General features: G+C 69.5%; 10 protein-coding genes. 3 read left to right on the forward strand and 7 right to left on the reverse strand.

Annotation, left to right across the window (positions count from 1 at the left end):
• Positions 1-502, reverse strand: a 502-nt coding sequence (locus R6V09_RS31345) for a chaplin (protein ID WP_317884834.1), incomplete at its 3' end; no start/stop codon positions are given.
• 332 nt (positions 503-834) lie between these two features.
• Between R6V09_RS31345 and R6V09_RS31350 the strand changes: the two genes are divergently transcribed.
• On the forward strand, positions 835-2439 hold the full coding sequence (locus tag R6V09_RS31350) for an alpha/beta hydrolase (RefSeq protein ID WP_317884835.1): 1605 nt from the start codon (positions 835-837) through the stop codon (positions 2437-2439).
• Here R6V09_RS31350 and asnB read toward each other — a convergent pair.
• The 3 genes from asnB to R6V09_RS31365 form a co-directional block, all read right to left on the reverse strand.
• The gene (asnB, locus tag R6V09_RS31355) at positions 2428-4269 is read right to left on the reverse strand and encodes an asparagine synthase (glutamine-hydrolyzing) (RefSeq protein WP_317884836.1); all 1842 of its coding nucleotides are present in this window, start codon (positions 4267-4269) and stop codon (positions 2428-2430) included. The genes R6V09_RS31350 and asnB overlap by 12 nt on opposite strands.
• A 288-nt stretch (positions 4270-4557) precedes the next feature.
• Complete coding sequence (locus R6V09_RS31360; protein WP_317884837.1) at positions 4558-5820, reverse strand: arginine deiminase; 1263 nt, start codon at positions 5818-5820, stop codon at positions 4558-4560.
• A gap of 34 nt (positions 5821-5854) precedes the next feature.
• The gene (locus R6V09_RS31365; RefSeq protein ID WP_317884838.1) at positions 5855-7282 is read right to left on the reverse strand and encodes a basic amino acid/polyamine antiporter; all 1428 of its coding nucleotides are present in this window, start codon (positions 7280-7282) and stop codon (positions 5855-5857) included.
• A gap of 87 nt (positions 7283-7369) precedes the next feature.
• On the opposite strand from R6V09_RS31365, the gene R6V09_RS31370 reads away from it, so the two are divergent.
• Together R6V09_RS31370 and R6V09_RS31375 are read left to right on the forward strand one after the other, a co-directional pair.
• Positions 7370-8470, forward strand: coding sequence for a baeRF3 domain-containing protein (locus tag R6V09_RS31370; protein WP_317884839.1), 1101 nt, complete (start codon positions 7370-7372; stop codon positions 8468-8470).
• 80 nt (positions 8471-8550) lie between these two features.
• The gene (locus tag R6V09_RS31375) at positions 8551-9576 is read left to right on the forward strand and encodes a Gfo/Idh/MocA family protein (RefSeq protein ID WP_317884840.1); all 1026 of its coding nucleotides are present in this window, start codon (positions 8551-8553) and stop codon (positions 9574-9576) included.
• A 21-nt stretch (positions 9577-9597) separates the two neighbouring features.
• On the opposite strand, the gene R6V09_RS31380 is transcribed toward R6V09_RS31375, so the two are convergent.
• The 3 genes from R6V09_RS31380 to R6V09_RS31390 form a co-directional block, all read right to left on the reverse strand.
• On the reverse strand, positions 9598-11622 hold the full coding sequence (locus tag R6V09_RS31380) for a phosphocholine-specific phospholipase C (protein ID WP_317884841.1): 2025 nt from the start codon (positions 11620-11622) through the stop codon (positions 9598-9600).
• Positions 11623-11761: 139 nt separating this feature from the next.
• A complete protein-coding gene (locus R6V09_RS31385; protein ID WP_317884842.1) occupies positions 11762-12175 on the reverse strand; it encodes an SsgA family sporulation/cell division regulator in 414 nt (137 codons plus the stop codon).
• 110 nt (positions 12176-12285) lie between these two features.
• Positions 12286-12819: LysR substrate-binding domain-containing protein (locus R6V09_RS31390; RefSeq protein ID WP_317884843.1), on the reverse strand; the 534-nt coding region annotated here is incomplete at its 5' end.

Raw genomic sequence — 12819 nt, forward strand, 5'->3', positions numbered from 1 at the left:
AGGCGGGCCCCGGTCGCGGGTGCGGCTTCGGTGGCGCCGGGGTCGGTGCCGGCGGCTCGGGGGTCGGCCGCGCCGGGTGATGGGGGTGGTCACCGGAGGTGTTCACGGACCGGTTGCCCACGACGGGATTACCGACGCCCACGACATTCACGGAATTGCCGGTGACATTCACCGGGAGATGGATCGGGAGCTGCACTCCGTTTCCGGACAGCACACCGGGGGAATCCTTTTCGCGGCCTTGGGCCGAGGCTCCTCCGCGTGGCCGGCCGGGGCTCTTCGTGCCGCCGCCCGCATTGGCGCAACTGTTGCCCGCGGCGGGATTGAGCAGCCCCACCACGTTCACGGTGTTCCCGCACACGTTGGCCGGCACGTGCACCGGGAGCTGAATCGTGTTGCCGGAGATCACCCCCGGCGAACCGGCCGCCGAGCCGTCCGCGGCGGAGTCGGCGAACGCCGGCAGTGCGGCGGCCATCGCACCGGACGCGGCGGCGACGGCGATCATCCCGTTTCGGGTAACCCGTTTCATAGGCTCCCTGCCTTCCAGACATGGTCGCGGGCAGTCACCCGCACCGAATAAAACGTGGGCGCACCAATCAGAGTTATGGGTTATCGGCCTTTCACTCCATCGAGCGTCACGGTTATCGAACTACTCGTAACAACACCTCCCAACACCCCCGGTCAATCGGAAAAGCATTAGTCGGAAAACCCCTTATGCCTATTGAACGGGCGCAGAATACGGCACCGATCATCCTTCCGCCCGTCGGGAGGCGGGCCCCGTGAGCGCCGCTTATCGTGATCGAGGGCGCCGGTCACAGCGCGTCCTTGGAGGCATTGATGCTGGCCAGGCTGTCATCGCGGCCCGCGTTCCGGCGCTGCGCGTTCACCGGGGTCCTCACGCTGGCACTGCTCGGCGCGGGGCTGCCCACGCTCGCCACGGCCGACGTCGGGCCGCGGCCCGACCTGTCCCGGTTCTACCGGCAGAAGGTGAAGTGGGCCGCGTGCAAGGACCCGGACGCGCCCAAGGATCTGCAGTGCGGGAAGGTCACCGTTCCGCTCGACTACGCGAAGCCCGGCGCGGCGACGCTCGATCTCGCGCTGGCCCGTTACAGGGCAACCGGGAAGTCGAGGGGTTCGGTGCTGCTGAACTTCGGTGGGCCCGGCGGTGCGGGCGTCAGTGAACTCGCCTCGGACGGCAAGGAGTTCATGGATCTGACGAACGGCTACGACGTCGTCACCTTCGATCCGCGCGGTGTCGGCCAGTCCTCGCCGGTGAGTTGTGGCGCCGGCACCGACCAGGGATCGGCCGCGACGGACGAGGACCCGGCGGACATCGACAGCAGCGATCCGAAGGTCGTCCTCAAGCAGCTGCGGAAGGCGGCGGCCACCTGCGCCAAGTACTCCGGCCCGGTCCTGCCCCACATAGGCACCGTCAACGCCTCCCGGGACCTGGACGTGATGCGCCAGGCCCTCGGCGACAAGAAGCTCAACTACCTGGGCTTCTCCTACGGAACGCGGCTCGGCGCGGTGTACGCGGCCCAATTCCCCAAGAAGGTCGGCCGGTTGGTGCTCGACGGCGTCGACACCCTCACCGAGCCGCTGTCCGAGCAGGGCATGGCGGGCGCCGAAGGGCAGCAGACCGCGCTGGAGGACTTCCTCAACTGGTGTGTGCAGGACATCGCCTGTCCGTTCGGCACGGACGCGCGGTCGGCGCCGGACCGGGTCGTAGGACTCGTCGACTCGCTCGACCAGGATCCGGTGCAGACGGACTTCGGCGACACCTTCTCCGGTCAGGACCTGGTGGGCGCCATCAGTCAGGCGCTGTACAGCAAGCAGTTGTGGCCGACGCTGGAGCGTGCCATCGCCTCGCTGGTGGAGGACGGTGACACGCGCGCCGTGATGGCGTTCTCGTCCGGCGGGTCCGGGCTGCCCGGACTGCGCAGCGGCGGTAAGGAATCGGGCGGCGGCCTCGTCGACGCGCAGAACGTCCCGCTCGACAACCTGCCGGCCGCGCTGATGGCCATCAACTGCGCCGACGACCCCGACCGCCCCACCGCCGAGCGGATCACCAAGGACCTGGCCGGGCTGCGCGCCGAGTACCAGGCCGCGTCACCGGTCTTCGGCCGCTACCGGCTCACCGAGGTGCTGATGTGCTACGGCCGCCCCAAGGGCACCGACTACATCCGCGACGACGTCAAGAACGTGGACACGTCGAAGATGCTCCTCGTCGGCACCCGGGGCGACCCGGCGACGCCGTACCGCTGGACCGTGGAGACGGCACAGCGGCTCGGTTCCTCGGCTGTGGTGCTCGACAACAAGGGTGAGGGCCACACCGGTTACGCGTCTTCAAAGTGTGTGCACACCAAGGTCAACGACTTCCTGCTGTACGGCTCGCTGCCGCCCAGCGGGAGTTCCTGCGCGCCGGACACCTCAGGCGAGTGAGATCTCGGGCGTGTAGAGGTCCAGCCAGAGCGCCAGGTCGAGGGCGCGTTCCAGACCGCGCCGGCCCGCCTGGGTGCTGATGGGCGCGTCCCGGTGGGCGATCCGCCGCAGCCGCTCGCGGTCCACCAGGTCGAAGACCGGGTGGGAGGGGCGGGCGAGCAGGTCCTTGGCGTGGTCCTGGAGGGCGACGGCGTACTTGGGGTCCTGGGTGGACGGGTAGGGGCTCTTGACCCGGTCGTACACGGACTTCGGGAGGACGTCCGCGGTGGCCTCCCTGAGCAGGGTCTTCTCCCGGCCGTCGTAGGACTTGAGGGACCAGGGCGTGTTGTAGACGTACTCGACGAGCCGGTGGTCACAGAACGGGACACGCACCTCCAGGCCGACGGCCATGCTCGCGCGGTCCTTGCGGTCGAGCAGGACGCGGACGAAGCGGGTGAGGTGGAGGTGGCAGATGCGCCGCATCCGGTACTCGAAGTCGCTCTCGCCGTCGAGGCGTTGGATGCCGGAGACGGCGGTGCGGTAGCCGTCGGCGATGTACGACTCCGTGTCGAGTGCCTCGGTCAGGTCGGTGCGCAGTACGTCGGAGTCGTCCCCGAAGTCCCGGCCGAAGCGCACCAGCCAGGGGAAGGTGGCGGCGCGCCGGGCCTCCTCGTCGAAGAACTGCTGGTAGCCGCCGAAGACCTCGTCGGCGGACTCGCCGGACAGGGCGACGGTGGACTGGTCGCGGATGGCGCGGAACAACAGATAGAGCGAGGAGTCCATGTCGCCGAAGCCCATGGGGAGATCGCGGGCCCGGATCGTCTTCGCCCGCACGTCGAGGTCGGCGAGGGCCTGTGCGTCGAGCACGATGTCCTGGTGGTCGGTGCCCGAGGCGCGGGCCACGTCGTGGACGTACGGCGTGTCGGGGGTGCCGCGGAGTTGGTCGGCGACGAAGTTCTCGCTCTGACCGACGAAGTCGACGGCGAAACTGCGCACCTTCTCGCCGTGCTCGCCGAGTTGGCGGGCGGCGATGGCGGTCATGGCGGAGGAGTCGAGGCCGCCGGAGAGCAGGGTGCAGCGGGGCACGTCGGCGACGAGCTGGCGGCGCACGATGTCGTCGAGGAGGCTGCGGACGGTGGCGACGGTGGTGTCGCGGTCGTCGGTGTGCGGGCGGGTCTCCAACTGCCAGGAGGCGCGGCGGCGCAGGCCCGCGCGGTCGACGGTGACGACGGTGCCGGGCTCGACCTCGAACATGCCGTCCCAGATGGCGTGTTGAGGTGTCTTGATCATGGTGAAGAGTTCCCGCAGGCCGTCCAGGGTGACCCTGGCGCGGGCCAGCGGGTTGGCGAGGATCGCCTTGGGTTCGGAGCCGAAGAGGACGCCGTCGACGGTCGGGTGGCAGTAGAAGGGCTTGATGCCCATGCGGTCCCGGATCATGACGAGCCGGTCGCGGCGGCCGTCCCAGATCGCGAAGGCGTACATGCCGTTGAGGCGTTCGGCGACGGCGTCGCCCCATTCGAGATAGCCGCGCAGTACGACCTCGGTGTCGGAGTCGGTGGCGAACCGGTGGCCCCGGTCGGCGAGTTGGCGGCGCAGCTCGGTGAAGTTGTAGGTCTCTCCCGAGTAGACGAGGGCGACCGTGCCGTCCGCCGTGTCGGCGGTCATGGGCTGGTGCCCGAGGGGCAGGTCGATGATCGCGAGCCGACGGTGTCCGAGGGCGGCGGGGCCCTGCGCCCAGATACCGCGGTCGTCCGGGCCGCGGCAGGCCATCGTCTCGGTCATTGCATCCAATGTCGCGGCCTCGGTGCGCAGTTCACGGTCGAAGGAGACCCAGCCGGTAATGCCGCACATGCGTTACCTCCTGCGTCCGGTCGGCCGGACAAGCCCTGATCACCTGGGCGTTTCCAAGTGCGGAGCCCCCACGGCCGAACCAGTTGTATCTAGCACCTACATGTCGAGCGTGGGTCACGGCAGCGAGGTCGGTCAACACGTCCGTAACCTGAACGGCCGTGCCACCCCGCCGCTTTCGGCCGTGCTTTGCGTCCCCGAGATCCGCCGACCGGCGTCCCACCGGGCGGTCCTCGTCAAGAACCGGCCACGGGCAAAGAGTTCACCAACATCCCCGGTTCGCCCGGCACTTCAGAACTCCACCGGGTCCCGCACGATCGGGCAGGTCATGCAGTGGCCGCCACCCCGGCCGCGCCCCAGTTCGGCGCCGACGATGGTGATGACCTCGACGCCGGCCTTGCGCAGCAGGGTGTTGGTCTGGGTGTTGCGGTCGTAGGTGAAGACCACGCCTGGTTCCAGCGCGACCGCGTTGTTGCCGCTGTCCCACTGTTGGCGCTCGGAGGCGTAGACGTCGCCACCTGTCTCCACGACCCGGAGTGCGGGCAGGCCGAGCGCCTTGGCGACGACATCGGTGAACGGGGTCGAGCCCTCGTCGACGATGTCGATGCCTGGTCCCTTGGTGCCGGGGCGCAGGGAGAAGGTGTGGACGGCGTCCATGATGGCCGGGTACAGGGTCACCAGGTCGCGGTCGGCGAAGGTGAAGACGGTGTCGAGGTGCATCGCGGAGCGCAGCTTCGGCATACCGGCGACGACGACGTGCTCGGCGGCACCCAGGTCGAAGAGTGCCTTGGCGACCTGGGTGATGGCCTGGCGCGAGGTGCGTTCGCTCATGCCCATGAGGACCACGCCGTTGCCGACGGGCATGATGTCGCCGCCCTCGAACGTGGCCTGGCCCCAGTCGAGTTCGGGGTCGCCCCACCAGACGAGGGAGCCCGCGAAGTCCGGGTGGAAGGTGTAGATCGCCTTCATCAGCAGGGTCTCGTCGTGCCGGGCGGGCCAGTAGAGCGGGTTGAGGGTGAGGCCGCCGTAGAGCCAGCAGGTCGTGTCGCGGGTGTAGAGGGTGTTCGGCAGGGGTGGCATCAGGTATTCGCGGACGCCGGTGGACTCGCGGGCGAGGGCGACGTAGTCGCTGCGGTAGTCGTCGGGGAGGTCGGTGGTGGCGAGGCCGCCGATCAAGTACTTGGCGAGTTCGGCCGGTTCGAGGCTCTCCAGGTAGGCGCGGGTCGCGTCGATGAGGCCGAGACCGACCTCGTTCGCGACGATCTTCCGGTCCAGGAGCCAGTCCTTGGCGGCGGGGATCGTCATGGTCTGGGCGAGCAGTTCGTGCAACTCGACGACGTCGACGCCGCGTTCGCGGAGTCTGTTGACGAAGTCGGCGTGGTCGCGCTGGGCGTTCTCGACCCACATCACGTCGTCGAAGAGCAGGTCGTCGGAGTTGGTCGGGGTGAGCCTGCGGTGGGCCAGTCCGGGTGCGCAGACCAGCACCTTGCGCAGTCTGCCGACCTCGGAGTGGACGCCGTACTCATGTCGGTCCACGGTGTCTTGAGTGGTCACGGTGCACGCACCTTTCCGGAGGTCGAGGGCGAGGTCAGAGGCTGATCCAGCCCAGCGTCAGGGCGACGATCCCGACGACGGCGCCCGCGACCGAGACGGCGAGGATCACCGGTTCGCGGCCCGAGAAGGGCGAACGTCCCTGTTCCCTGCGGGCCTTGACGAACAGGAAGGTGGCGGGCGCGTAGATGATGAGCGAGACGAGGAGGTACTTGAAGCCGGCCGCGTAGATGAGGAACGCGGTGTAGACGGTGGCGAGCACGGCGACCACCAACTCGCCCCGCCCGCCCCGGGTTTCGGCGACCGCGATCCGTACGGCGAAGCCTGCGGCCAGCAGGAACGGGATCAGTGTCAGTGAACTGGTCAGGTCCAGCGCGAAGTTGAAAGCGTCGTCGGAGAAGTAGGTGACGACCAGGAAGACTTGGCTCAGCAGGGTGGTCATCACCAGTGCGGGCACGGGCACGTCCGCCGCCGTGGACTTCCTCAGGAAGCGCGGCATGTCGTCGTCCTTGGCGGCGACGAACAGCACCTCGGCGGCCATCAGCGTCCAGGCGAGATAGGCGCCCAGCACGGAGACGATCAGCCCGACACTCACGAAGACCTTCCCCCAGGTGCCCACCGCGTGCTCCAGCACGCCCGCCATGGAGGGCTGCCGCAGTTCGGCGATCTCGCCCATCGGCATCAGGCCGTACGACACGATCGTGACCGACGCGAAGACGGCGAAGACACTGAGGAAGCCGAGGACGGTGGCGCGGCCGACGTCCTCGCGGCGCCTGGCGTGCCGGGAGTAGACGCTCGCGCCCTCGACACCCAGGAATACGAAGACCGTGGCCAGCATGGTGCCCTTGACCTGCTGGAACAGGGAGCCCGCGTAGTCGGCGCCGCCGAAGTTCTCGGCGAAGACATGGGGTTTGAGGTAGAAGAGCGCGAGGACGACGAAGACGAGGATCGGTACGACCTTGGCGACGGTGACGATCCGGTTGATGGCCGCCGCCTCCTTCACACCGCGGCTGATCAGCAGGAAGAAGAGCCACAGTCCGGCCGAGGAGAGGACCATCGCGAGGACGGTGTCGCCCTCACCGAGCGAGGGTGCGATGGTGCCGATCGTCGACATGATCAGCACCCAGTACGTCACGTTCCCGACGCAGGCACTGGCCCAGTAGCCGAACGCGGCGAAGAAGCCGAGGTATTCGCCGAAACCGGCCTTCGCGTAGGCGTAGACACCGGCGTCGAGGTCGGGTCTGCGGACCGCGAGGGTCTGGAAGACGAAGGCCAGCATCAGCATCCCGGTACCGGCGACGGCCCAGGCGATCAGGGCGCCGGCCACGCCCGTCTCCTGCGCGAATCGGCGCGGGAGCGAGAAAACCCCGGCCCCGACCATGGAGCCGACCACCATGGTGGTCAGCGTCGGCAGGCTCAGCTTGGCGGCCGTGGTCCGGGTGTCGGCAGTGGCGGCTTGCGTCACCCGAGGGACGTTAGCAACTAATTGCCCCAATTGCCTGGCGGGCTTCCCCCATATGCCCCATCGGCCGATCGGCCCTATCGTGCTGTTATGGAGCACGCACTGAGTCCCGCCACCCTGACCGAACTGCGGCGCCCGCGCCCCTACCCCGCGGTCTCCGTGCTCACCCCGACGCATCGTCGCGAGCCCGACAACACCCAGGATCCGGTCCGGCTGCGCAATGTGCTGGCCGAGGCCAAGAAGCAGCTGGAGGCAGATCCCGCGATCCCCCGGGAGCGGCGCATCGACGTCTCCCGTCAGCTCGACCAGGCCCTCGCCGAGGTCGACCTGGCGCACGCCGAGGACGGTCTGGTGATCTTCGCCGCGCCGGGCGAGCACCAAGTGTGGTCCCTCGCCAGGTCGGTGCCCGAACGTGTGGTGCTCTCCGACACCTTCCTCACCCGCAATCTCGTCTCCGCGCAGGCCTCCGAGCGGCCGTTCTGGGTACTCTCGGTCTCCGCCGACCGCGTCACGCTGTGGAACGGCGGTGTCGACCGGGTCGCCGAAGCCCACACCGGCGGCTTCCCGCTCACCCGCGACCACCGGGACAACTTCGACGCCGAGCGCCAGGAGCGCATCGGCGACATCCCGAGCACCTTCCGCGACGAGGACACCCGGCACTTCCTGCGCGAGGCCGACACCGCTATGGGCCGGATCCTGCGCGAGCACCGGCGCCCGCTCTACATCACCGGCGAGCAGGCCGCCCTGTCCGCGCTGGACGAGGTGGGCAGTGCCACCAAGGACGCGGTCCACATCCCACACGGCGGTCTCGCACACGGCACGCCCGACGCGGTGTGGCAGGCCGTACGGCCACTGGTCGACGCGGAGGCCCGCAAGAACACCGTCACGGTGACCCGGGAGCTCGAATCGGCGCGCGGGCGCAAGGAGTTCGCGGCCGGCGTCGACGAGGTCTGGCAGAACGCCCGCGAGGGCCGGGTCCGGCTGCTGGCCGTCGAGGAGAACTACCGCGTCACGGTCCGCGACGACCACGGCGACCACCTGGTCCCGGCCGACAGCGGCGACCTCGACGCCCGCGAGGACATCGTGGACGAGATCGTCGAACAGTGCCTGGAGACCGGCGCCGACGTCCGCTTCGTCCCCGACGGCACCCTCACCGACACGGACGGCATCGCGGGCGTGCTGCGCTACTGAACCCGTCCCTCCGCCCCTGAAAACGCCTCCCTCTGCGGCGTACGCTACGGCGTGATCGTCGACGTAGAGGGAGAGCACACGTGGGTGACCTGCTGGGCGTGGCCGTGCTGGGTGCGGGACACATGGGAGCCGACCACATACGACGGCTCGACCAGGTGGTGAGCGGCGCCAGGGTCGCCGCGGTGGCCGACCCGGACACCGAACGTGCCAAGGAGGCGGCGGCCGGTCTGGACGCGGTCACGGTGCACGAGGACTCCGTGGCCGCGCTGGACGCCCCGGGGGTCGAGGCGGTGCTCATCGCCTCGCCGGGTCCCGCGCACGAGGAGGCGCTGCTCGCGGCCTTCGCGCGCGGGCTGCCGGTGCTGTGCGAGAAGCCCATGGTGCCCGACTCCACAGGGGCGCTCCGGGTGGTGGAGGCGGAGGCGCGACTCGGACGGCGGCTGGCGCAGGTCGGCTTCATGCGGCGCTACGACGCGGAGTACCAGCGCCTCAAGTCCCTGCTGGACAGCGGACAGTTGGGGCGCCCATTGATGCTGCACTGCACCCACCGCAATGTGTCGTCGCCGCCCTACTTCACCTCGGCGATGCTCATCGACAGCTCGGTCTCGCACGAGATCGACGCGGCCCGCTGGCTGCTCGGGCAGGAACTCACGGCGGTGACGGTGCTCAGCCCGCGCTCGTCGGCGAACGCCCCGGAGGGTCTGATCGACCCGCAGCTCGTGCTCTTCGAGACCGAGGGCGGCGCCCTGGTCGACGTCGAGGTCTTCGTCAACAGCGGCTTCGGCTACCAGGTGCGCTGCGAGGCCGTGTGCGAGGCGGGCGGCGCCCGGATCGGCGAGGACCACACCATGGTCGTCACCACCCGGGGCAGCGCGCACGAGGACGTACCGCTGGACTATCTCGTGCGGTTCGCGGAGGCCTACGACCGCGAGGTGCAGTCCTGGGTCGACGCCACCCGGCAGGGCCAGGTCACCGGCCCGAGCGCCTGGGACGGCTACGCGTCCTCCGTGGTCGCCGAGGCCGGGGTCCGGGCGTTGGAGAGCGGCGGTCGGGTGACCGTCCGACTCGCCCCGCGCCCGGACCTGTACACCGACATCAGCCGCTGACACCGGAGTTGTACGCCTGCCTCAGCCGCTGATGCTCGCCATGCCCGACTCCAAATGCCCGGTGAACCGGCGCGACCAGGTCGCGTCGGAGTCGACGGTGACCGTGAAGTCGTACCAACCGCCCTGGTACGCCACGGCGTTGAAGAAATCCTCCGTCGACGCGCCGGCGGCGACCGTGTAGCTCCACGGCCCGTCATCGCGGTAGTGGTTGGAGGTGACGGTGAACTTCACCGACGCGGAGCCCGAGTTGGTCATCTTGAAGTAGATCGCGAGCTTGCCGGTGCCCGACTCGACGGCATAACGGGTGCTCACCTCGACGGACTTGCCCGCCTTCGTGGCGTCGCCCTGGAAGCGGCGCAGGAAACGGTTGGGGCCGACCATGGAGAGGTCGTACTTGCCGCTGCCGTAGCCCGCCCCGATGTTGAAGAAGTCGGAGGCGGTGCCGCCCGGGTCGATCGTGTACTGCCAGGGCGTGGTGTCGCGGTAGGCGTTGGGGTGGATGGAGAGATGGGCGGCGCTCTTGGCGGCGCCGCCCTGGTTGGCCATGGCGAACCAGGCGAGGATCTTGCCGCTCGACCCGAACTCCAGGTGGTCCAGGTACCCGTTCGGCTGGTAGGGCAGCGCGCGGGCCGGCCGGGTGCCCGTCTCCTGCGCGGGCAGGGCGTTGTTCGTCGGCGCCGGGTTGGGCAGCGGGCCGCAGGTGGAGATACCGATGACGCTGGTCGCAGGCAGCGATACCGAGCCGTGGACCGGGTTGGCGAAGTCGAAGACGCCGGTCAGGTCGCCGCTGACCTTGCGGCGCCAGGTACTGATGTTGGGGCAGGCGGCCGGCTTGCCGAGGGCCGTGGTCCAGGTCTCCAGGAAGCGCAGCACCGAGGTGTGCTCGAAGACCTCGGAGGAGACCCAACCGCCGCGGGTCCAGGGCGAGATGACGATCATCGGGACGCGGAAGCCGAAGCCGTACGGGACACCGTTGAGGAACTCGCCGTCGGTGCCGGCGGGTGGGACGGGTGGCGGGACGTGGTCGAAGTAGCCGTCGTTCTCGTCGTAGTTGAGGAACAGGACGGTCGAGTCGAAGACGTCCGGGTCGGCGGCGAGGGCCTGGTAGACGAGGCCGATGAAGTGGGCGCCGTCGCCGGGCGGAGCGTAAGGGTGCTCGGAGAAGGCCTGGTTGGGGACCACCCAGGAGACCTGCGGGAGGGTGCCCGCGAGGACGTCGGCCTTGATGGCGGCGGCGATGTCGTCGGGGGTCGAGCCGGTGGCGGAAGGGACGGAGGACATGCCTCGGTCGTAAAGGGGGCTGCCCGCCTTGGAGTTGGTGAAGGTCTTGAAGTAGGCGCAGGCGTTGTCGCCGTAGTTGTCCGCCGCGTTCTGGTAGACCTTCCAGGTCACTCCGGCGTTCTGCAGGGACTCGGCGTAGGTCTGCCAGGTCAGGCCGGACTCGTCACCGCCGTCGTAGCTGGAGGAGTCGACCTTGCCGCTCCACAAGTAGGTGCGGTTGGGGCCGGTCGCGCTGAGGGTGGAGCAGAAGTAGGCGTCGCAGATCGTGTAGTTGTCGGCGAGCGCATAGTGGAACGGGATGTCGGCCCGGTCGAGGTAGCCGAGCGAGCGGACGTTGCCGACGCCGGAGACCCAGTTGTCGAGGCGGCCCTTGTTCCACGCGGAGTGCTGTGAGGACCAGGAGTGCGGCAGGTCGCCGTTGCACTGGGCGAGGGTCTCGCCGTCCTGACCGCCCGCGGCGGGGGTGGCGCTCAGCTTCCACGGGTACTGACGGCCGCCGCCGTTGGGCTGGTTGAAGACCGGGTAGCCGCCGCTGAGCGTGACGCCGCTGCGGTCGTCGAAGCCGCGGACGCCCTTGAGGCGCCCGAAGTAGTGGTCGAAACTGCGGTTCTCCTGCATGAGGATCACCACGTGTTTCACGTCCGAGATCGTGCCTGTCGCCGCCTGCTGCGCCGCGACCGCAGGCCGCGCACCGGTGCCCATGGCCATGCCCGCCGCCACGGTGGCACCGAGCCCCACGAAGCCTCTTCGGCTGATCGGTGTCATGCGCTCCGCCCTCGTCACAGGCGTGCCCGAGCGGCACACCGCGCGCAAGGGTGCACGGGGTGATCGCCAAGGTCCATACCTGCGCGGTTAGGTGGAGGTGAACAAAAGTCAAAGCCGTCGTCCTGACGCCGAGTTGCCCTCAGACGCTCCCGAACAGAGCGCTCAGCCCCTGGTCGACGACCGCGTCCATGTCCTCCTGCCCGGTGGCCACCACGTCGTACGTCCGCAGCAGGAAGCGGCGCAGCGCCGGGGTGTGGAAGTGGAGCATGGCGAGTCCGTACGGCGAGTGGAACTCCAGGACCGTACGGGCCAGGCCGCACGGCCACAGGTGCACGTCCCCGCTGCCGGCCGGCCGCCGCAGCCCCTCCTCCAGCAGCGCCCGGGCGAAGGTCCAGGTGACGCCGTCGCCGTCGAGGGACACCTCGGGCGGGAAGTCGAGGTGCACGGCCAGGGGGTCGGAGGCGAGGTAGCGGAGCGTGGCGGACACGGGAAGCTCGGTGTCGTCCGCCGTGATCAGCCGGGCTCGGGTGGGCTGTTCGAGGGTGATGTCCATGGTCGGTCTCCGCTGCGGGTCTGAGGTCGGCCGGATTACCGTGTGCCTGTACGACCTCGCAGGTGCCCTTTGCATTACGCCGAAGCTCGAACGAGTTAATGTGACCTGCATCACATCGCTGCTGTGCCGCCTTCTCCGGAGGGCGCGTCCCCGGCGTCGAGCGCGGCGAGACGGAGGGCGGACGCCACCCGGGTGACCGCCTCGGTGGGTGCCCCCGGAAGCCGCGCCAGCAGTAGCCGCCGCTGCTCCTGGGGTCCGCCGCGTACCGGCAGGACGCGTACGCCCGGCGGGACGGCGGGGGCTAGGGAGGCGGACACGGTCGTCAACCCGCAGCCGGCTGCGACCAGTTGGAGCTTGGCCAGCCAGTCGCGGGCGGTGTGGGCGATCTCGGGCCGCTCGTCGAGCCCAGGCCACACACCCATGAGCCGGTCCTCGCCGGAGGAGGAACCGGCGATCCAGCGCTGCCCGCGCAGGTCGGCCACGTCGACGAACTCGGCGCGGGCCAGCGGATGGGCGGCGGGCACCGCGAGGTACAGCGAGCGCTCGACGAGAGTGCGCAGCACCAGCGGTGGCGATTCGGTGTCCGGCGGCCGGAACGGCGGCGCCGACGCCAGCAGGGCGAGGTCGAGGCTGCCGGCCCGCAG

Origin of the sequence: Streptomyces sp. W16 (genome assembly GCF_033194735.1) — a bacterium.
Lineage (GTDB): Bacteria > Actinomycetota > Actinomycetes > Streptomycetales > Streptomycetaceae > Streptomyces.

Excerpts from the sequence above, each read along its gene's own strand:
- R6V09_RS31350 (WP_317884835.1), top strand. The coding sequence starts at position 835 with ATGCTGGCCAGGCTGTCATCGCGGCCCGCGTTCCGGCGCTGCGCGTTC.
- R6V09_RS31370 (WP_317884839.1), top strand. The coding sequence starts at position 7,370 with ATGGAGCACGCACTGAGTCCCGCCACCCTGACCGAACTGCGGCGCCCG.
- asnB (WP_317884836.1), bottom strand. The coding sequence starts at position 4,269 with ATGTGCGGCATTACCGGCTGGGTCTCCTTCGACCGTGAACTGCGCACC.
- R6V09_RS31385 (WP_317884842.1), bottom strand. The coding sequence starts at position 12,175 with ATGGACATCACCCTCGAACAGCCCACCCGAGCCCGGCTGATCACGGCG.
- R6V09_RS31380 (WP_317884841.1), bottom strand. The coding sequence starts at position 11,622 with ATGACACCGATCAGCCGAAGAGGCTTCGTGGGGCTCGGTGCCACCGTG.